Origin of the sequence: Kitasatospora sp. NPDC087314 (assembly GCF_044744365.1) — a bacterium.
Taxonomy (GTDB): Bacteria; Actinomycetota; Actinomycetes; order Streptomycetales; family Streptomycetaceae; genus Kitasatospora.
Genome location: NZ_JBIUYE010000014.1, coordinates 126,408 through 145,785 on the forward strand (window position 1 = coordinate 126,408; position 19,378 = coordinate 145,785).

Genomic DNA, 19,378 nt, shown 5'->3' on the forward strand with positions numbered 1-19,378 from the left:
GAGCGAGCGGCCCGATCTGCCCTAACGTCGTGTGGCCGGACGGGAGTTCGATAGGTGAGGACCCGTCACCCCCGGGGCGGGCGTGAGGGGGGTTTCCGCGCCGTGGACGTCCACGTGGACCGTGGCGGTCTCCACCCAGTACCGGGCCCCGGGGTGGCCCTCCTGGACGCCGTACACCGCCGTTGCACGGCGCCCTCGCAGCCGCAGGAAGTGGGCGAGCGCCTGGCTCATGGGCTGGGAGGCGCCGCTGACCAGAGGGAACGCGCAGGCCCGGCGAGCCAGGTCGGTCAGCGTCTCGCCGAGTCCCGGATCGGCGGCGGTCATCCGGGCGGGCGGAATGGGCGTGCCGGGCATCAGCTGGTGGGCGACGTTGAGCGCGGCAAGAGCAACGACGTGCCGGCGGGCAGCACGTCGCCGGTGCCGTGCTGCGGGCAGCGGCGGGCGCTCCATGGTGGGCGGGGCCGGCGGACTGCTCAGCGGCACGGAAGGCTGGTGCGGGCGGGGAACGGGCTGGTCGAGCCACGCGGCCAGGGCCGCAGGACGAATCCACTCCTCGCCGTGCCACAGCGGGTGGTCGGGGCGTTCGGCCTCGGGCGGCAGGCGAAGGCCGATCTGCTGCGCGGTGGTGGAGCCGAGCAGGTCCAGCAGGTCGCCGTGCTCGTCGGTGCGCACGGCCTGGAGGATCGTCCCGTCGGCGCTGCCGATCTTCGGGTGGAGCGCGATCTGCGGATCCAGCCAGGCCAAGGCCGCCTGCCGCAGCAACCACTTCGGCTGGAAGCCGGCGACCGATGGCTGGAGGGCCGTGCGGCGCAGCGCGAGGGCCGGCGTGATGATCTGGGCGTCCACAAGGGGGCTGAGGACGGCCATGCCGGGCGCCTGCGTGCTGGCGGGCTCCCACTCCGGGACGGCCGCAGCTCGGCGCACCGAGCCCAGCGCGGACCACGTCCAGCCCTGGAGCCACCGCTCGCGGTCCGCATACAGGGCACGCGCCTGGGCGGAGGCGACGTGATCTGCGAGCGCTCCACCGAGCAGTGTGCCGAGGACGCCAGCCGTGCGATCAGGGGCCGGGGCGTGTCCGCGCAGGTAGCGCAGGGTGCGGTGAGCGCGCTTCAGCGCCTCTAGGCCCCGCTGCTGGGTGCGCAGTGCGTGGTGGCCGAGGGCCGTCGGCAGGGCCCGGGGGTGACGGGCGAGCAGGTCGACCAGGAGTTCGTCGCGTTCGGCGAAGACCTCGTCGCCGCCGTCGCCGGTGGCGATGGCGTCGCAGTCGAAGTCGGTGTGGGCGACGGCGACGATCTCCTCGAACGCGGCCGTGAAGGGCGATCCGGTGGGGAGGGCGGTCATGGCGTTGACGTCGCGCAGGGCGGCGACCAGGCCGGGTTTGGCGGGCAGGTCGACCGGCTCGCTGACGGCTCCGTACTGGCGCAGGAACCGGGCTCGCAGCTGCTCTTCGGCCGGCGTTCCGAGGTCGCTGCCGACGTTGAGCAGCACCACGCGCTCGGGCGCGCGGCGCAGCAGGGCGGCCGCGACGAGGGTGGAGTCCAGGCCGCCGCTGAACAGGCAGGCGACACGGCGGTGCCGGGTGAGGATCCGGTCGGCGAGGTCATCGAGGCGGTCGCGCAGCTGGACGGTGCTCGTCTCCAGCGGCTGGGAGGCGTGCGCGGGGTCGCGGTGCGGGGCCCAGGTCGCGTCGGCGCGGATCGTCTTGTCGGGCCGGATCACGGCGGCGTGGCCGGGTTGCAGGGTGAGGATGCCGCGGTAGAGGGAGGGCAGGAGGCTGCGGGTCCAGCGTTCGCCGGTCAGGAACGCGGCGCAGCCGTCCGGGTCGGGCGTGCGGGCGCCGACGGCCCAGGCGAGGGTGCGCAGGTCGGAGGAGATCAGCAGGCTGGCGCCGTCCCAGGCGAGGTGGAGTTCGGCGCGCCAGACGGGGGGCAGTTCGATGCGCAGTTCGCGGGTGGTGGCGGTGAGCACGATCGGGGTGGTGTCGAGGGCGGCCTGCCAGGCGGGGTCGGACCAGTAGGCGACGGTGGGGCCGTCGTGGTGGCGGGCGGCGAGTTCGGCGTTGAGGAGCAGCGGGGCGGCTTCGTCGGCGTGGCCGGTGGTGAGCAGGTCGTCCCAGCCGGCCGTGCGGGCCGCGGTGGAGGCGCCGTCCGGCGCCCAGACGGCTCGGAGCGTCATGTTGAAAGTCCTTCCGGATGGTGGACGATGTCGGCCACGCTCGGGTGCTGGAGGAGCGTGGTGTGGTGGGCGTCGAGGACGTGGACGGCGTGGCCGTGCTGTGCGAGGGCGGCCCAGCCCCAGGAGGGATCGTCGGTGGGAGCGGGCAGGACGCCCGCGAGCAGCGAGTCGTCGTACTCGGCTTCGGCGGCGCGCACCACCACGATGCGGCCCGGGTAGGGGTGGGGCCGGTAGCGCTCGGCAGCGGCAAGGCGGTGGCGGTAGCCGGTGGCGAGGCGGGTGGCCAGTTCGGTCGTGAAGGACCCGGGCACGAGTTGCTGGGCGCATAGGTCGTCCAGCAGGTCGGTCATGGCCTGCTCGGGATGGTCGTGGCGCAGCGTGTACGGGTCCACGACGAGGCGGCGGCCGGCTTCCCGGGCCCGGTGGCTGGTGATGGCGGCCACGATCTCGGCGGCGGGGACCTGGGTGATGCTGCGCGGGCCGGGCCCTGTGGGCGCGGGCATGTCGAGGACGACCACGGTGGGGGCGTGCCCGGTGGTGTCGTGCACTTGCTGCGCGACGGCCAGGGCCAGGTGACTGCCGAAAGAGAAGCCGAGGACGACGTCGGGGCGCGGCGCGCTGGCGGTGAGTTGCTGGTGATGGTGGCGTGCCAGCTCCTCGATCGGGATCTCGCCGGTGACGTCGGATAGGGCCGGACCGGGCAGCGCGTGGACTTGATGGCTGTCGCCGAGTTGGGCGGCCAGGGCGGCGAAGGCGTCGACGGATCCGCTGATCGGATGCATGCACCACAGCGTCGACCGGTCTCCCTGCCCCCAGCGCCGGACCGCTGTGGCGTGGGGCGGCCGGTCGGTGGTCATGGTCGAGTCGATCGCGGCGACGAGGTCGCGTACCGAGGAGGCGGCGAAGTACAGCTCGGTAGGCAGGACGCGGCCGGTCAGGGCGCTGACCCGGGCGAGGACATCGATCGCGGTGAGGGAGTCGGCGCCGTGCGCGGCGAGGTCGTCGTCCGGGCCCAGATCGGGGTCGGCCAGGCAGCTGCGCCACGCATCCAGCAGGGTCGCGAGCAGGTCGGCCTGCGGCCTGTCGGTCGGCGCCGACCGTTCGGGGCCGTGGGTGGTGCTCAACGGGGCGCGCACGTACCGTTCGTAGCGCTCGGGGAAGTGCGCGCCCTTGGCGACGAGGACGTGTCCGCTCTGGTCGGACAGGAGCAGACGGGACAGGGCCTGTTCGGCTTCCTGGGGGGTGAGGCCGCCCTGAACCATGCGCTGTTCGTGGGCCGAGGCGGTGGCGTCGTGGTGCTGCCAGGCGTCCCAGCCGATGCTCAGCCAGCGGGTGCGGGCGTACTCGGCGTGCAGGGCGTAGCTGTCGGTCGCCGCCGAGGCCGCGCTGTAGGCCGGCAGGCCGATCGCGCCGAGCACTCCGGCGAGGGAGGACATCAGGACGACGCGCCGCACGTGGTGGCTTGCGGCTGCGGCGCGCAGTGTGGCCGCCGCGTCGATCTTGAGGGCGAAGTGCTGCTCGTCTTTCCACAGCGGTAGGCGGGTGCTGTCCTGGTAGGCGGCCTGGCCGGAGATCCCGGCGGCCATGACGACCCGGTCGATCCGGCCCAGGTCCCGGGTGACGTGCGTGATGAGGGCGGTGAGGGCGCGGGGGTCGGCGGCGTCGCATTCCTGCACGACGATGCGGGCCGGCTGCGAGGCGAGGCCGTCGGCCAGGCGGTGGGCGTTGCGCAGGCCGGGACCGGGGCGGGCTGCGAGCACCAGCGTGCCGCCAGTGGCGGCGAGGATGCGGGCAGCGGCCGTGCCGATCTGCCCGAGACCCACGACGATCGACACGCCGCCGCCCGTTCCGGGCTCGGGGTCGGGCATGGGCGTGTAGACGGGGCTCCACCAGCGGCGGCCGCGCAGGGCGAGCACGGGCTCGGCGGCCCAGTCCACGCTGCGGCGCACCGCTTCGGCCAGCGCCCAGGGCTGAGTGCCCTCCAGGTCGAGGGTGCGGATGCGGACCGCGGGCACGTCCATCGACAGCACCCGGGCCAGACCTGTGAGCGTGGCTGCCCGGGGGTCGCCGCCCTCCGTGCCGAGCACCGGGTGCGCGCGCCGGGTGAGCGCCACGACGTCCAGGCCGCAGGCGGCGGGCCAGTTCGCGGTGCGGGCGGCCAGCGCGGCCAGGGCGTCGTAGGCACGCTGCGCGGGCTGGGAACCGGCGCCGAGCGCGTAGCCGCACACGACCAGCATCCTGCCCTGCGGCGCCTCGGCAAGGCCGTCCGGCGCCCACACCACCGGGCTGCCCTCGGGAACCGCCGCGCACAGCAGGTCGAACAGGCGGCGGCCCGTGTGGTCCTGCTCGGCCATTACGACAACGGACTCCCAGCGGGGGGCCGCAACGCCGGGGTGCCCGGGCCACTGGGCCCAGTTGCTCCGCCGGAACTCCACCTCGGCCCCGGCGGGCCCAGCGGTGCCGACACTGTCGCTGGTGCTGGGGGCGGGGTCGGGGTCGGGCCAGATCCGGCGGGGCCGGTATCCCGCCTCCTGCAGCGTCGCCGGGCGCCGCCGAGGCGGACCGCCTGGCGACGGGTGCTCCTCCAGGACGACGTGGGCGTTGGTGCCGCCGACACCGAAGCTGCTCACCCCCGCCCGGCGCACCCCTTCGGTCAATTCCCAGGGCTGGGGGCGGGTCAGGACGCGCAGGGGTGCGGCGCCGAACGCCAGGGCGGGGACGGGCGTCGTGTGGTTGACCGTGCCGGGCAGCACGGCGTGGTGCAGGGCCAGGCTGGCGCGGATCAGGCCGACCACGCCGGCCGCGATGTCCAGGTGCCCGACCCCGCCCTTCGCGGACCCCAGCGTCACACCATCGGGTCCGGCATGGGAGGCGAACACGTCCGCGAGCGCTTGGAGCTCCACCTGATCGCCGAGAGCGGTACCGGTGCCGTGCGTCTCGACGTAGCCGATCTGTCCGCAGTCGAGGCCCGCGCGGGCCAGCGCCGCACGGATGGTCTCCGCCTGCCCGCTCCCGCTCGGCGCGGTGAACCCGTTCGAGCGCCCGCCGTCGTTATTGACAGCCGAACCGCGGATCACCGCGTAGATTCGCGACCCGTCGGCCACGGCGTCCTCCAGGCGGCGCAGCGCCACCAAGGCCGCGCCGTCGCCCATCACTGTGCCGTCGGCCGCCGCGTCGAAGGGCCGGCAGACGCCGGAGGCGCTGTGGATTGACGCGCTCTCGTACTGCCAGCCCGGGGAATGGGGCAGGACGACGGACGCTCCGCCAGCCAGCGCCTGGTCGGCCTCGCGGAGCAGCAGGGCCTGGCATGCCAGGTGGACCGCCACCAGGGAGGACGAACAGGCCGTCTGCACCGCGACGCACGGTCCCCGCAGTCCGAGCCGGTAGGCGATCCGGGTGGCGGCGAAGTCCGGAGCGTTGCCGGCCTCGAACTCCAGGGCGCTGACCGGGCCGGAGCGGGCCAGCAGGTCGCGGTAGCCGCTGTGGTTGGTGCCGCAGAACACCGCGGTCCGCTCGCGGACGGCGGTGTTCTGCGGGCGGCCGGCGTCCGCGTCGGCCAGGGCCTGCCAGGCGCATTCCAGCAGGAGGCGCTGCTGCGGGTCGCAGGTCAGGGCCTCGCGCGGCGACATACCGAAGAAGGCGGGGTCGAACAGCGCGACGTCCCCCATGTGTCCCCGGGCGTAGAGGTGAGGGCCGTCCGTGGAGCGGGTGACGCTGGCGTGGTGGCCGAGGACGTTGTCCCACAGCTCCTGGACGCTGTCGGCGCCGGGCACGCGGGCGGCCATGCCCACGACCGCGATGGCGTCGTCGGGGATCGGGGTCATGACCGGCCCTCCGCCCTGGTACGGCGCCGACGCAGGACGCCTCGTGCCTCGTTCCGCTGGGCGCCGGGGTCGTGCTGAGCGGGCGCCTCGTCCGTCTTGCCGTCGACGTGGGCGGCGAGCGCGCGCACGGTCGGCTTGTCCAGGCAGTCGGCGGCCGTGACGTCGATGCCGAGCTCTTCCAGGCGGACCACCCAGGTGAGCAGGTCGAGCGAGGTGCCGCCGGCGTCCGCGAACCGCTCGTCGGGGCCCGCAGGGGGACGGCCCAGCGCCCCCTGCCACGCCTGGGCGACGGTGTGCTGCGTTGCCGTCGCCCAGACTGTGTCCGGCAGCTCGGGTTCGGTGACGGTCATGAGTTCGGGCAGGCGGTGCCGGTCGACCTTGCCGTGCGCGGTCGCCGGAAGCGAGTCCAGGGCCACGATGCGGTGCGGGACGAGGTGCGCCGGCACGCGCCCCGCCAGCCAGCTCCGTATCCCGGCCTCGAGGCCGGTCGGGTCCGCTCCGGTCGCGGGGACCACGAACGCCACCAGGCGCGTCGTGCCGCCGGCCGAGCCGGGCACGGCCGCTGCCGCCGCCTCGGCCACCGCCTCGCTCGCCATCAGGTGGCGTTCGAGCTCGGTCAGGTCCACGCGCGCACCGTTCACCTTGACCTGTGCGTCCATGCGGCCCAGCAGCCGCAGCTGCCCCGCCGTGTCCAGCAGACCCAAGTCGCCGGTGCGGTAGTAGCGCCCCGACGGCAGCGAACCGGCGCCCGGGGTCTCGATGAACCGGGCGGCCGTTGCGGTGGGGTCGCCGAGGTAGCCGTCGGCCAAGCTCTCGCCGCCGATCCACACCTCTCCCACCGTGCCCGCGTCGAGCGGCACGCCGTCCTCACCCACCACCCGCACGGTGCTGTTGACCAGAGCGGTACCCACCGTGTCGCTGGCCACCGGCTGCTTCGGGTCGAAGACCCGCACGGTCGAGGTGATGCCGGCCTCCGTCACCCCGTAGACGTGCGCCAGCGGCAGGCCCCACTCCAGGGACTCCTCGACCAGCGCGGGCGGTGCCTGCTCCCCTCCCATGAGCAGCAGTCGCAGCGACGCCGGGAGCGGGAGCGGGTTGGTGCGCAGGTGCCGGACGAGTAACTGCCAATAGACGGTGGTCAGTTCCGCGACAGTGACGCCTCGGTGGTCCAGCTCGCGCAGCAGCTGGGCGGGGTCGTCGGGCTGCGCACCGGTCAAGACCGCGGTGCCGCCCGCGCACCACACGGGCAGCAGCTCCTCGAACACCACGTCGAAGCTGGGCGGCGCCAGCTGGAGGAACCGGTCCCGCGCGTTCAGGCTGACGACGGCGCCGAACGCCCGGCAGTAGGCGCCCAGCGCCCGATGGGAGAGCACGACCGGCTTGGGCCGCCCCGTCGACCCGGAGGTGTGCATGACGTAGGCCGCGCCCGGCGCGGTCCGGGCACCCGAGGTCGGCAGCTCCTGAAGGCGGACGGTGCCCGGCGCCTCGCCGTCCACCAGGACGCCGGCTACGCCGACCCGTTCGGAGACCTCCCGTACCCACAGCGGCGGGGCGTCCGCGTTCAGCGGCACCGCGACCGCGCCGGCCAGCCACACCGCCAGCAGGGCACGGCAGAAGGAGTGCCGGTCCGTCGTCTTGATGCCCACCAGGACGTCGGGCGCGATACCGGCGGCGCGCAGCCGCGCCGCCGTGGACTCGGCCTGCCGGTGCAGCTCGGCGTAGGTGTGGGTCCCGGTGACCGGGCTGTCGATCGCCACACCGCCGGGGTTGGAGGCCACGCTGCGCAGCCACATGCCCGGGAAGGTCCCGTCGTTGAGGTTCACTCGGCCTCCTCGGCCATGGTGTCCAGCAGGTGGGAGAGGGCGTCCAGGCCGGCGGCGAGGTCGGTGGCGGTGCCGCCGACGCCGAGCCGCACACGGCCGGGGACGCCGAAGGCTTCGCCGGGCACGAGCAGCACCCGGTACTCGCGCATCAGCCGCTCGCACAGCGCCATCGTGTCCGGAACGCGGGTGAGTTGAGGGAAGGCGACGACGCCCGCCCCCGCGGTGGCGGACTCCGCGTCAGGGCGCGCGGCGAGCCATCCGTGCACCAGTCGCCTGTTGGCGGCCGCGGTCAGCATGCGCGGGCCGATCAGCTGCTCGGCTCCTTCCAGCGCCCGCTGCGCGACCCACTCGACCAGCGGCGAGAGCGCGAGAGTGGTGTAGTCGCGCACACCCACGGCGGCGTGCACGATTTCGGGCGCCGCGATGCCCCAGCCCACCCGCAGCCCCGGCAGGCCGAACGCCTTCGACATGGTTCCGAAGCACAGGGCCCGCTCGTAGTGCGTCGGGGCCGCCAGCGGGGGCGCGTCGAACACCAGGTCCTCGAACGCGCCGTCCCACAGCAGGTAGCAGCCGTGCCGCTCCACGATCGCGACGAGTTCGGCCAGTTCCCCCGCAGTGAGGGTGACGCCGGTGGGGTTGTGCGGGAAGTTCACGACCACCGCCTTCACCGCCTTCGTGGCGCTGGTGATCAGGTGCCGCAGCTCTTCCAGGTCCGGGCGGAACCCGTCCTCCGGCCGTAGCTGCCACCGGCGTACCCGGCAGCCGCGCGCCCGCACCGGGGCAAGCAGCGAGTGGTACGCCGGCTCCACGACGACCACCTCGTCCCCTGGTTCCAGCAGCGCTGCCAGGCACAGCAGCTGCGCCTCCGTGGAACCGTTGCCGACCAGCACCCGCCCGGCGTCGCTGAGGCCATAGCGCGCGGCGACCAGCTCCCGCAGCTCGTCGCCGCCGGCGGACTGCGAGTCCCGCAGGGACACGGCGGCCAGCTGCCCCAGGTCGAACCCGAGCAGGTCCCGCAGCTCGGCCATCGTGTAGGGCTCGACACCGCTGGAGCTGATGTCGATGTCGGCCTCGTGGTACCGCTCGCGCAGGAAGTCCTCCAGGAGGGCGCGTTCCATCAGCGGTCGCATCAGCCCACCACCTGGCAGAGCAGGCTCGGGCGGGCGGTGCGGGACTTGCGCAGGTCCCGGGTGATCAGCAACCTCTTGAGCCACCGGTCCGTGCCGTCGTAGCGGGCCTCGAAGGGCACCCGGCCGTGGACGGCCCGGAAGTTGTCGACGATCAGGATGTCGCCCGGCTCCAGTACGACGTTGCGCAGCCGGCGGTCGATCTCGCGGGTCAGGCGCTCCAGCGCGGCCTGCGCTTCGGTGTCGGCCGGGTCGATCACCCCCCAGAACGAGCGGTCGGCCCGGAGGTAGCCGCCCTCCAGTAGCGCGACCGCGGGCGGCGTAGCGAGCATCGCCTCGATCCCCTCGAAGTCGCCCGCGGCGCTGACCGAGTTGTTCGAGGGCAGGTGGGAGTTGTCCGGGAGGATGCGAAACCTGGGCTCGCCCAGGACTCGCCGGTCCGCCGCGCTCAGCCGCAGGTCGTCTACGACGGCGACGGTGGTCGCGGTGGAGGTCGGGTTGCGCACGCACGCCAGGGCGAGGAAGTCCGGGCGCAGCGGGTGGAACGCGTCCTCGGTGTGCCAGTCGAGCAGCACGTCTGCCGCCGTCCCGAGCTGCTGGCCTTCGTTCTCCTTGATCGGCAGGACGTCGTGGATCACCCGGCCGTCCTGTTGGGTGGCCCAGCCGAACGCGTCGCCGAGCAGGCCCGCGTAGAGCACGAGCGTCAGGTCCAGCTCCAGGGTCGGGGACGGATCGGGCAGGGCGTTCCAGTGGCTGGGGGTGGGGCCGGCCTGGGCGTCATCAATGTGGTGCCCGTGGATCACGGTGTAGCCGGGTTCGTGGCGCCGCAGCTGGTTCAGGTGCTCCTGGACCCGGTGCGGCAGCGCCCGGGCGAGCACCGGCGCGCGTTCCAGCAGCTCCGGGTCCTCCGCGCTGCGGTACTGGCCGATCAGGCCCGCGATCAGCGAGGAGGTCTCCTCGCGCTCGGAAACGGTCAGGGACAGGTCCATGCGTGGCTCCTTCGGGTTTCGCGCCCACTGCCGCCCGGCAGGGGCTGGCGGCAGTGAGGAACGGGAGTTGTGGTGCGCTTCCGGCCGTGCCTTCGGGGTTGCGGGCCGCGGCTGTGCAGGTGGTTCTCGGGCAGAACGAGATCGACGGGACCGGCGAGAGGGCCGGGCTGAGGCCGAGGGGAGGCGCGCATCCCGGCGTCTGTGCACGGGATCGCGGCAGCGCGCGACGTCGTGAGGAGTGACCTTTCGCTCACTCCTCGTTGTCGCCCTCACAGCATGCCCCTACGAAAGGCGGTTGGGCAATATGCCCATCTGGTATTGCCTCAGATCCGTTGCCCTGTCACGGTCTAGCCGCCAGACTGTGGTTCATGGCGAAGAGGCCCCCAGCACCACAATCCGTGTACCGGCGCCAACTGGCGCCCAAGCTCAAGGCGTTGCGCGAAGCGATTCCCGGGATGACCCTGGCCGCGGTCGCCGAGGCTGTGGAGATCACACAGGGCAGCCTCAGCCGCATCGAGACCGGACAGCGCGGCACGACCCCGGTCCTCGTCAAGGCACTGCTCGATCACTACGGTGTTACCGATCCGGAGGTCCGAGAAGAACTGCTGGACCTCGTGCGCGCCGACAACGCCCAGCGCAACAGCTGGTGGCGCCGGTACTCGGCACTGATGGCCCCGACCCAGTACTCGGGCTACGTTGCCCTGGAGTCCAGCGCGACCAGCCTGCGTTCATACGAAGCGCAGCTCATCCCGGGGCTGTTGCAGACGGAGGACTACGCCCGCGCCGTCATCAGCGCCATGCGGGTCGACCTCGACGCCAAGAGCATCGAAGACCTCGTGGAGGTTCGCATGCGGCGCCAAGACGTACTCAAGTCGGACGAGCCGCCGAAGCTGTGGGCCGTGATCGACGAGGCTGCATTCCGGCGCCTGCGCGGCACGCCGGCGATCCTGGAGGGCCAGCTTCGCCACCTGCTGGAGATGTCCCGGCGGCCCGACATCGTGGTGCAGATCCTCCCCTTCGGCATTGGCCTCCATCCGGCCGGTTACGGCAGCTTCATGCGCATGGGCTTCCCCGATCCCACCCCGGCTGTCGTCTGGGTGGAGAACCTGACCAAGTCGGTGTGTCTCGAGACGGCCGAAGACGTGGAACGCTACGACGAGGTCTTCGACCACCTGCGTGCCCGAGCCCTTGGCCCGCCAGAGACTCGAGCCCGAATCACCGACATGATCAAGGAGTTCCGTCCCAGTGACCAGCGCGAAGCCTGACCCCGCCGAGATCGACTTCTCCACCGTGACGTGGGAGAAGAGCCCGTACAGCGGCGGCAACAACAACTGCGTGGAGTTCGGCACGGTTGGAGATTTCGTGGCCATCCGCGACTCAAAGCGGCCCGAACAGACCCCGCTCGTCTACACCCGCGGCGAGATCGGCGCCATGATTCTCGGCGCTAAGGCGGGCCATTTCGACCACCTCGTCTGATCTCACCGACGGCTCCCGCAGGGCCGGCCCCAAGCGAAGTGGGGCCGGCCCCAGTGGACATCCTTCCAGACCGGGCAGCCACGACACGTTGGAAGGCGTGCACCCGACACCCTGCCGTCGTATTCACCGCCCGGCAGGCGCCTGGCGAGAACCTCACCGTCTCGCCAGCACGCCAACTGCCTTGCTGATTGTGGGGTCCCAGGCCCGCCCGGCACCGGCGGCGGCGATCATCGCGTGCGAGATGCCGAGCCGCTCCGCCAGGTCCGTCGGCGAGTAGTTGCGGCGTCCCAGCTCGTGGTTCCGGTAGGCGGCCCGCGTGATCGCCCCCAGCTCGGCCGTGGCCCACGTCGCCAGCACCCGGTAGCCCTCCCGCACCCAGAAACATTCCTCGATCGCCCGGACCCCCGGCGGCATGCTGGTGTCGCCCGTGGCAGACCACTGGGCCGGGGCGATCAGGTGAGTGGCCGCGTGAACCTCGGCGTCCTGCACGCCGAGGTGTACCTGCACGGCCGGGGGTAGGGCAGTGTGGGCCAGCGCGGTCATCCAGCCCTCCGGGGCCTGGGCGAGGCAGCCCCAGGGCCCGCGGGTCCGGGCCAGTTGCCACAGGCGCCATGCCGCGTACCGGTGCAGCCACTCCTCCGCCTGCGCGGAGCTGTCCGACGGTCCGTACAGCTCGACCGAAGAGGAGGAGTTGATCCGCAGCGCCCACCCGGCGGAGGTCCGAATGACCTGGAACGCCGTCCCGTTGACGGTCAGGGGCGGGTTCGCCTCTCGGTCGAGTTCGGCCGGTCGGCACGAGGCGGTGTCCAGGAGCGGCAGTTGGGGTTTGGGGAAGGGGTACACGCGGGTCTCCAACGCACTGGCCGGCGCGAACCGGCTGTCCGGCGCTCTGTCGGACAGCACCACACTCATCCATGCCGCACAGGCGTGGGCACAGCCAAATGGACTGGAAAAAGCGCGACTTGAAAGTAAGGGGCTCAGCGTTCGGCGGTGCCGGACATGCGCCTGGACGCTCGACGCGACACTAACGATCAGCTCTTCCTACGGTGTGCCGATCGCCGTGCCGGCCCGGTGCTGACCGGGCCCACGGCTGGACCCCTCTCCGTCCCGCGCTGGCGGGGTGGCCCGGCAACATCCCAAGGAGCCACACCGTGCCCACCGACAAGTCTCGGCTCAAGGAGCTCAACGGCGCGCTTCGTGCCAAGGCCGCCGAACTGGACGGCATCAGCAAGTCCTTCACCGTCGAGGACGGCGGTGTCACCGTCTCGGCGGAGAAGGCAGCGGCCTTCCGCAAGGCCCTGGCCGAGGCGCAGGAGATCAAGCAGCTGATCACTGACCTCGAGGGCGCGTCGGCCATCGAGACCTTCCTCAACGAGCCCACCACAGTGCCCTTCGCGCCGCACGACGCAGCCCTCGCGGCCCGGCTCGGCAACCAGGCCAAGACGCTCGGCCAGCGGTTCCTGGACAGCGACGAGTTCAAGACCCTCGCCGCCGCCGGCTTCCGCGGCTCGTTCGACCAGATGGTGACCATCGACGGCGCCGCCCTGGACCAGCTCGGCCGCAAGGACGTCTTCAGCCGCTCCGCCGGCACCGCCCCCGTCCTCGGATTCGGCACCCCCGAGCACCTGGACATCGTGCCCCGCGCCGTGCGGCCCGGCCGCATCCGGGACCTGTTCCCCTCCCAGACCACCACCGCGAACCTGCTTTACGGGGTGCGCGTCACCGGCTTCACCAACGCGGCGGCGATCGTTCCCGAGCGGGCCATGGAGGTACCGCCCGGCGGTACGAACGCCGTCGAGGTGTACGCGCGCGCCCCCCAGTCGGAGCTGACGTTCAAGACCGTCACCTACCCGGTCGCCGAGATCGCGACCACGCTGCCCGTCCACAAGAACACGCTGGCCGACGAGCCGCGGCTGCGCGACATCATCGACAGCGAACTCGTCGACGGCGTGAAGATGACCGAGGACAACGAGATCCTCTACGGCGTCGGCGGCGACGAGAAGATCACCGGCATCGTCAACACGGCGGGTGTTCAGACCTACGCGCAGGCCGATCCGGACAAGCAGTCCGCCGCGATCCGCCGCGCCGCGACCCGGGCGTTCCTCGCGTACTTCCCGCCGACCGGGATCGTCCTGCACCCGTTCGACTTCGAGGACCTGGAACTGGAGACCGACGGCCAGGGTGCCTACCGGGTGGCTGTGAACGTCGCGATCGGGGCGCAGAAGGTCGTCTGGCGTCTCAGCGTCGTGGACTCTATGGCGATCAACCAGGGCAAGTTCCTGCTCGGCTCCTTCGGCCTTGGCGCCCGCTTGTACGACCGCGAGCAGGTCTCCGTCCAGGTCTCGACCGAGAACCGGGACAACTTCGAACGCGGCGTCGTCACCATGCGCGGCTCCGAGCGCATCGGTCTCGAGGTTCCCCGCCCCGAGTCCTTCGTTTACGGCACCTTCAAGGCGCGCTGATGGCCGCCCGCAAGCCCACCGCGAAGCCGGCCGCCGCAACCGCGGCCGTGGCGAAGGAGACCGTCGGCTCGGGAGACGGGGGCCTGGAGACCCCGCCGGCCGAACTGTCGGCCGCCGCGCCGCTCGACCCGCCGCCCAGCCGCACGGCTGAACCGGAGCCGAGCCAGCCCGAGCCGACAACCCCGGGAATCACCGCCCACCAGCCCCTGGCCACAGGCCACGTCGAGCTGGTGGACGAGGACGGCGCCCCGCTGCCCCACGACCTGGAGCAGCTGTTCGACCTCACCCACCCCGAGCAGACCGTCATCTTCGCCCGCCTGCGGATCTACCAGTCCCGGACCTACCCCGGAACCCACCGGACGGTCACGCAGCTGCTGTACGTGCCGACCCAGTCGATCCCTCGCGCCGAATTCGAGCGACTTCGGCTGGCACTCGGCTGGTAGCGGACCGGATCGGCATCAGAAGCCCGTCTCCACCATGGAGACGGGCTTCTGTGATCACGCCCAGCAGGCCGGACACCACAGCTCTGAGGGCTACTGCGTGCGCGGGCTCCGACTGGCAGGATCGGCCCATGAGGATTCTCGTGCTGGGTGGTGGCTGGTTCCTGGGCCGTGCGGTAGTGAGTAGCGCGCTGGAACGAGGTTGGGAGGTGACCACGTTCACGCGCGGACTGTCCGGCATCCCGATTCCAGGAGCGGTCGCGGTGCACGGTGACCGGGAACGGCCAGAGGACCTGGCTCGTCTGGCTGACCACGGCCCCTGGGATGCGGTGATCGACACCTCTGCCTCGGAGCTCTCTCCGCGTACTGTCCTGGCGGGGACCAGGGCCCTGGAACCGGTCGTGAACCGGTACGTCTACATCTCCACCGTGTCGGTCTACCAGGGATGGCCGACCGAGTCCCTTACCGTGGACTCGCCCGTATTGGAGGCTCCGGCCGACGCCGGCCCGGAGTACGGGAGGCTTCCCGAAGGGTGGACGGGACCGGACACCTACTACGGGAGGCAGAAGGCCGGTGCTGAGCGTGCGGTGACCGAGGCCTTCGGCCTCACCCGTACCAGCCTGCTCAGGCCAGGTGTGATCCTCGGGCCCGGGGAGTACGTCGGCAGGCTCCCGTGGTGGCTGGGCCGGGCAGAGCGAGGAGGTCGGATCCTGGCGCCCGGTGACCCGGCGAAGTCGATCCAGCCTGTCGACGTACGGGACGTGGCTGCCTTCGCGCTCGATCAGACCCAGAGGGTCGGGCACCAGGTCCACAACGTCACTGCACCGGTGGGCCGAGAGACGATGAGCGGCTTCCTCCAGGCCTGCATCGACGTGACCGGTAGCTCCGGCGAGCTGGTGTGGGTCACGGATGAGGTCCTGCTCAACAGCGGCCTTCGCCAGTGGACGGAGATCCCGCTCTGGCGGACCCACCCCGGCGTCTGGGCCATCGACTCGTCGTCGGCGCTCGCGGCAGGCTTCCGTAGCCGGCCACTCGCCGAGACCGTGACAGACACCTGGGCGTGGCTCCAGCAGGGCAACATGCCCGTACCGCACCAGCGCTGGGATGAACACGGGATCGCTCCGGACAAGGAGAGCGCGATCCTGGCGGCCGCTGGCTAACCGCTGGCCCCATCGATGGCGAGCCGCACCGCGCCCACCGCGCCCGGTCCGAGGATGCGTGGTGCGGCAACCAGCGTGAAGTCGTCAATCCTCTCCGCAAGGTCGCGGGCGACGACGGCGTCCCGGTAGGTCGGCGAAGTCAGCTCGACCCGGACCGCATCCACCCGCTTGACGAGACCAGCTCCGCGCCACTCCCGTGGCAGGCCCAGGACCTTCGCCATCACCTCCACTGCACCGTCGAGGTCCCGGCGCATCAGCAGCGCCGTCGCCAGGTCCGCCCTGGCCTGCGAGGCAACCACCAGCGGCGTGGAAGGCGAGGCCTGCGACGCGATCAACTCCAGGGACCGGCGGGCAGATGCTTCCGCGCCGGCGCCATCCCGCAGAAGGAGCAGGGTGGAGCTGTTGCTCATGGCGACGCGCTCCAGACTGAAATCGAACTCGCCGCCGATCTCGTCGTGGAGATCGTCGACCGCGGGTCCCCGGTCAGCCAGGCTGAGCTCTATCGCCGTATGGGCTTCCTCGGGCCGCCCAAGGTGCGCGTAGGAGCGGGCGGCGATCGCTGCGAGCCTCGCTCGTCCGGTCGCGCCGACGCCGGGGAAGGACTGGGCCCGCTTGATCTGGCGCACGGCTTGGGCAGGGTTGCCATCCCAGTAGTACAGGAGAGCGAGGTAGCCACGCGTGTACGCCTGCAACGGCCCGTCCTCCGCCACTTGGGCGTACAGCGCTGCGGCCCGCATCAGTTCGACAGCCGTCGGCATGGACCCGAGGTCGAACGCGCACGCCCCGAGCAGCGCCGATGCCTGGCCGGCGACGACGTAGAGACGGCTGCGCTGGGACGGCAGCTGGGTGCGGTCAAGCATGACTTTGGCGAGGCCGAGCAGTTCCTTGGCCTGCATGAAGATCTCGTGGGGAGGAGTGCGGGTGTACGCCCGCGCCTTGCTCACCAGGTCGTCCTCGAGTTGGTCGAGCGTGAGGTCGGGAAGGATCTGGGAGGCTGCGTCGGCGGCGTGGGAACGGGCATCGCGTGCGGTCATTGCAAGTTCACTTTCATCGAGCACAGAAGTCGGTGCTGCTCGCAGCACGTGTGCCTGCTCGTCGGTGTAGGGAGCGAAGAGCTCGTCCACCGGCTTGCCGAAGAGCTCCCTGAGGATCGTGGGCGCCGGGTGGTGGGGCCGAACTACCTGCCCGGAGCGCCACCGCGCGTAGCTCTTCTCCGCCAGGTCGATGTTCCTGAAGGAGAGATCACCGGTCTTCTCGTAGAGCAGCGTGGCAACACGCCGGTACTCGGACAGGAAGCCGCGAAAGTCCATACCGGACTTGCTGAGTAAGGCATCGAACAGGTTCATCGCGGTCCCTTCGCCGCAGCCTGTGTGAACCGCGTCGCTCTCTGCCTACCACCGCCGGCCCGGAGATCACACCGGTCGGGGAGAAGTGTCCGCGAACTGTCCGTGGTTTGTCCCTCGGCTCACCCGATTGGGGACCAAGTGTCCTTGTTTTACCGGTGGTTATGTCGGCGGCTCCGGTCCAGGGTTGATCACCGCAAGCGAACCAAAAACGGGGCGTTCAGGCGCTCCTGCTGACGGGAGCGATGCACATGGTGGCCGTCGAACAGCCGGCGCCCGTCCGCCACTGGACGGGTACCTTCACGGCGGATGCGGCGGTGGTCCCCATGGTGCGTCACGGCGCGCGGTCGCAGCTGGGGAAGTGGGGATGGGACGTGAAGGGCGCTCGCGCCGACAATGTGCTGCTCATCCTCACGGAGTTGGTGTCGAATGCGATTCGGCACGGCAGCGGCCCGGGTGACTCCGTCGTGGTGAGCCTTGACGAGAAAGGCGGTATCTGCCAGGTCGAAGTCCAGGATTCCCGGCCCGACCGACTGCTGCCCAAGGTCTTGACGTCCCGTGGAGAGCACGGCCGCGGACTGATTCTCGTGGACCGCCTGGCGCTCGCCGTAGGGGTGGCGACGACGGCCGCAACCAAGAAGGTATGGGCGAGTGTTGATCTCGCCGACGACAAGCCGGGAGCCACACGGTGAAGCTCAGCCAACTTGCTCAGGTGTTCGGCCGGCGGCCCGCGTCCGGCCGCCGACGGAGACCCGCACCGCCTCGGACGAGGCCCTCCGCGCCGCAACGCCGCCTCGTGACCCACCAGAACGTCTTCCTCCGGGAGCGCCCCTGGACACCGTCGGCGCCGTTCTGGTGCACGGTCACCGCCTACTACCAGTGGGGGCAGCCGATCACGCTCTGGAGCGGTGACGCGGGCAATGTTCGCCTGGCCGTCAGGGTGTTGCGCGACCGAGTTGAGGCGCTCGCTGTCGACCTCGGGCTTCCCGAGGGCGACGAGCAGCTGCTGTGGCTGGACGCCCCGTCCGCCGAGGGACAGGCCGCCGACGACCTCGCCAAGGGCCGCCCGCACGCCATCACGATCACCCACGGCAACGTCGTCTACATCATCAGCGCTACCCGGACCACGAGTGCCGAGGCTGGGGCGGCGGTTCAAGGCCTGCTCTGCTCGGCCTGACGGAAACGACCCCATGACGTACACGCGACGCGGCCGACTCCGAGTGGCCGCCCCGAACTTCAACCTCGGCGCGACCTGGCTTGCCTCCGCCAACCGGGACCCGGCATCGGCCATCGACCAATGGAAGGCGGGCCGGCTCGCCGACATCGAGACCGGCGAGCTCTTCAACGTCGTGCGGGTCGGCGACGTGCAGAAGGGCCTGGCCGCATTGACGGACCTGTGGCAGGCCGACGTGTCGGTCGGCCCGGTCCTGCACAACCGCGCCGATCAGTGCGTCGAGTTCCTGGTCACGACCCGCGCAGCAACGCAGTGGGACATGCCGAAGACCCAACTGATCGGCCGCCCGGCCGACGAAGCCGATCCCCTGACGGTCGCGATGCCGGCCCCCGGCGTGCAGCGGCTCTTCGGAAGGAACTGGCTCGTCCTTCCGGACGGTGAGCGAAGACCGACCGACCTCGGAGACCTGGCCGTGGCCCTGCGGCGCGCTGACGCCCGCCTGCGCCACCGCCACCCCTGAACCCCGCTACGACCGGCTGCTCGGGCCGTAGCGGGCCCTGGCCCGGCCGTTTCACTCCCCGCCGGACGGCCCGGCCAGAACGGATCGGCGCCAGCCGATCCCACGCTGACCGTCCCCAGGCGCGGGCGCGCGCAGGGTGGTGCCGCTGCGCCCCCTGGGGACGGTCAGCTCCCAGCCCAGAGAACGATCGACCGCGACGGCCTGCGCAGCGGCAGGCAGGAAGGGCACGACCCTGATGCGCCCCACCACCGACACGCCGGTAGAAGCAGGCGCCGACCGGACGCCTCTTCATGAGCGTGCCCTCGAGCACCGGATCCCGGTGGTGGAGGAGCCTCGGGTCCGCCCGTGCGGGCACTACCCCGACCTCACGCTGGAGGAACGGGAGGTGATGGCGCTGCTCGCCGCCGACCTCAACGCCGTGCAGATCGCCGAGCACACCCACGCGTCCGACTACGCCGTCCGGACCCGTCTCAGCACGCTGGGACTCAAGCTCGGGGCGGCGACCTCGCCGCAGATCATCGACATCGCCTGCCGGACGGGACTGCTGGTTCCGCCCCGGGGTGTGCTGAAGACGCCGATCTCCGTCACCGTGATGACCTCGTTCCAGGCCCTGGCGCAGGGCGGCACCCGGCCGTGGATTGCCACCCGCAAGAAGGTCTCGGAGAACACAGTCGCCAACCACCTGGCGGTCGTCCGGGCCCGGATGCGTACCTCGTGGAATCCGGCTGCGGTCTACCGGCTCCATGGGGTGGCGCCCCCGGTCCTGAACGTCACCGTCCCGCCGTGCCCGTTCTGCGCGGCCGGAGGTGCCTCGTGAACCGCACCCGGCCGTGCCGGCCCGCATCGCAGAGCGAAGGGCCTCCAC

Annotated in this window: 16 protein-coding genes; 9 read left to right on the plus strand and 7 right to left on the minus strand. The window is 71.6% G+C overall.

The features are described 5' to 3' along the window. Window positions 1-21 precede the first annotated feature (21 nt). The 5 genes from ACIO5E_RS28720 to gntD are packed head-to-tail and all read right to left on the minus strand — an operon-like array spanning window position 22 to window position 9,938. Window positions 22-2,175: an asparagine synthase-related protein gene (locus ACIO5E_RS28720; protein WP_400673249.1), complete on the minus strand. Its 2,154-nt coding sequence runs from the start codon at window positions 2,173-2,175 to the stop codon at window positions 22-24. Further along, window positions 2,172-5,999 carry an SDR family NAD(P)-dependent oxidoreductase gene (locus ACIO5E_RS28725; RefSeq protein WP_400673251.1) on the minus strand — a complete coding sequence of 1,276 codons (3,828 nt, stop codon included), beginning with the start codon at window positions 5,997-5,999 and terminating at the stop codon, window positions 2,172-2,174. The genes ACIO5E_RS28720 and ACIO5E_RS28725 overlap by 4 nt, the downstream gene beginning before the upstream one ends. Continuing rightward, on the minus strand, window positions 5,996-7,822 hold the full coding sequence (locus ACIO5E_RS28730; protein ID WP_400673253.1) for an AMP-binding protein: 1,827 nt from the start codon (window positions 7,820-7,822) through the stop codon (window positions 5,996-5,998). The genes ACIO5E_RS28725 and ACIO5E_RS28730 overlap by 4 nt, the downstream gene beginning before the upstream one ends. Beyond that, window positions 7,819-8,952: a capreomycidine synthase gene (gene vioD, locus ACIO5E_RS28735; RefSeq protein ID WP_400673255.1), complete on the minus strand. Its 1,134-nt coding sequence runs from the start codon at window positions 8,950-8,952 to the stop codon at window positions 7,819-7,821. Before vioD ends, ACIO5E_RS28730 begins: the two co-directional genes overlap by 4 nt. Further along, window positions 8,952-9,938 (minus strand): guanitoxin biosynthesis L-enduracididine beta-hydroxylase GntD, encoded by a 987-nt coding sequence (gene gntD, locus ACIO5E_RS28740; protein ID WP_400673257.1) that lies wholly within the window; start codon window positions 9,936-9,938, stop codon window positions 8,952-8,954. The genes vioD and gntD overlap by 1 nt, the downstream gene beginning before the upstream one ends. Before the next feature lie 368 nt (window positions 9,939-10,306). Between gntD and ACIO5E_RS28745 the strand changes: the two genes are divergently transcribed. Continuing rightward, window positions 10,307-11,203, plus strand: coding sequence for a helix-turn-helix domain-containing protein (locus ACIO5E_RS28745; protein WP_400673259.1), 897 nt, complete (start codon window positions 10,307-10,309; stop codon window positions 11,201-11,203). After that, window positions 11,184-11,414: a DUF397 domain-containing protein gene (locus tag ACIO5E_RS28750; RefSeq protein WP_400673260.1), complete on the plus strand. Its 231-nt coding sequence runs from the start codon at window positions 11,184-11,186 to the stop codon at window positions 11,412-11,414. The genes ACIO5E_RS28745 and ACIO5E_RS28750 overlap by 20 nt, the downstream gene beginning before the upstream one ends. A 153-nt stretch (window positions 11,415-11,567) precedes the next feature. Here ACIO5E_RS28750 and ACIO5E_RS28755 read toward each other — a convergent pair whose 3' ends face one another. Beyond that, entirely contained in the window at window positions 11,568-12,317 is a 750-nt protein-coding gene (locus ACIO5E_RS28755) for a hypothetical protein (protein WP_400673262.1), read from the minus strand. 248 nt (window positions 12,318-12,565) lie between these two features. On the opposite strand from ACIO5E_RS28755, the gene ACIO5E_RS28760 reads away from it, so the two are divergent. The 3 genes from ACIO5E_RS28760 (at window position 12,566) to ACIO5E_RS28770 (ending at window position 15,476) form a co-directional block, all read left to right on the plus strand. After that, on the plus strand, window positions 12,566-13,876 hold the full coding sequence (locus tag ACIO5E_RS28760) for a phage major capsid protein (protein WP_400673264.1): 1,311 nt from the start codon (window positions 12,566-12,568) through the stop codon (window positions 13,874-13,876). Beyond that, window positions 13,876-14,319 carry a hypothetical protein gene (locus tag ACIO5E_RS28765; protein WP_400673266.1) on the plus strand — a complete coding sequence of 148 codons (444 nt, stop codon included), beginning with the start codon at window positions 13,876-13,878 and terminating at the stop codon, window positions 14,317-14,319. Before ACIO5E_RS28760 ends, ACIO5E_RS28765 begins: the two co-directional genes overlap by 1 nt. 128 nt (window positions 14,320-14,447) lie before the next feature. Further along, window positions 14,448-15,476: an NAD-dependent epimerase/dehydratase family protein gene (locus tag ACIO5E_RS28770; protein WP_400673268.1), complete on the plus strand. Its 1,029-nt coding sequence runs from the start codon at window positions 14,448-14,450 to the stop codon at window positions 15,474-15,476. Here the strand turns inward: ACIO5E_RS28770 and ACIO5E_RS28775 are convergent. Next, on the minus strand, window positions 15,473-16,822 hold the full coding sequence (locus ACIO5E_RS28775) for a hypothetical protein (RefSeq protein ID WP_400673270.1): 1,350 nt from the start codon (window positions 16,820-16,822) through the stop codon (window positions 15,473-15,475). The genes ACIO5E_RS28770 and ACIO5E_RS28775 overlap by 4 nt on opposite strands. 248 nt (window positions 16,823-17,070) lie before the next feature. On the opposite strand from ACIO5E_RS28775, the gene ACIO5E_RS28780 reads away from it, so the two are divergent. The 4 genes from ACIO5E_RS28780 (at window position 17,071) to ACIO5E_RS28795 (ending at window position 19,330) form a co-directional block, all read left to right on the plus strand. Then, on the plus strand, window positions 17,071-17,511 hold the full coding sequence (locus ACIO5E_RS28780; protein WP_400673272.1) for an ATP-binding protein: 441 nt from the start codon (window positions 17,071-17,073) through the stop codon (window positions 17,509-17,511). Between the two features lie 104 nt (window positions 17,512-17,615). Next, window positions 17,616-17,996 (plus strand): hypothetical protein, encoded by a 381-nt coding sequence (locus tag ACIO5E_RS28785; protein WP_400673274.1) that lies wholly within the window; start codon window positions 17,616-17,618, stop codon window positions 17,994-17,996. Window positions 17,997-18,039: 43 nt separating this feature from the next. Further along, window positions 18,040-18,513 (plus strand): hypothetical protein, encoded by a 474-nt coding sequence (locus tag ACIO5E_RS28790; protein WP_400673276.1) that lies wholly within the window; start codon window positions 18,040-18,042, stop codon window positions 18,511-18,513. 235 nt (window positions 18,514-18,748) lie between these two features. Further along, the gene (locus ACIO5E_RS28795; RefSeq protein ID WP_400673278.1) at window positions 18,749-19,330 is read left to right on the plus strand and encodes a hypothetical protein; all 582 of its coding nucleotides are present in this window, start codon (window positions 18,749-18,751) and stop codon (window positions 19,328-19,330) included. The last annotated feature ends 48 nt before the right edge of the window (window positions 19,331-19,378 follow it).

Excerpts from the sequence above, each read along its gene's own strand:
- ACIO5E_RS28725 (WP_400673251.1), bottom strand. The coding sequence starts at position 5,999 with ATGACCCCGATCCCCGACGACGCCATCGCGGTCGTGGGCATGGCCGCC.
- vioD (WP_400673255.1), bottom strand. The coding sequence starts at position 8,952 with ATGCGACCGCTGATGGAACGCGCCCTCCTGGAGGACTTCCTGCGCGAG.
- ACIO5E_RS28775 (WP_400673270.1), bottom strand. The coding sequence starts at position 16,822 with ATGAACCTGTTCGATGCCTTACTCAGCAAGTCCGGTATGGACTTTCGC.
- ACIO5E_RS28770 (WP_400673268.1), top strand. The coding sequence starts at position 14,448 with ATGAGGATTCTCGTGCTGGGTGGTGGCTGGTTCCTGGGCCGTGCGGTA.
- ACIO5E_RS28765 (WP_400673266.1), top strand. The coding sequence starts at position 13,876 with ATGGCCGCCCGCAAGCCCACCGCGAAGCCGGCCGCCGCAACCGCGGCC.
- ACIO5E_RS28780 (WP_400673272.1), top strand. The coding sequence starts at position 17,071 with ATGGTGGCCGTCGAACAGCCGGCGCCCGTCCGCCACTGGACGGGTACC.
- ACIO5E_RS28720 (WP_400673249.1), bottom strand. The coding sequence starts at position 2,175 with ATGACGCTCCGAGCCGTCTGGGCGCCGGACGGCGCCTCCACCGCGGCC.
- gntD (WP_400673257.1), bottom strand. The coding sequence starts at position 9,938 with ATGGACCTGTCCCTGACCGTTTCCGAGCGCGAGGAGACCTCCTCGCTG.
- ACIO5E_RS28795 (WP_400673278.1), top strand. The coding sequence starts at position 18,749 with ATGCGCCCCACCACCGACACGCCGGTAGAAGCAGGCGCCGACCGGACG.
- ACIO5E_RS28745 (WP_400673259.1), top strand. The coding sequence starts at position 10,307 with ATGGCGAAGAGGCCCCCAGCACCACAATCCGTGTACCGGCGCCAACTG.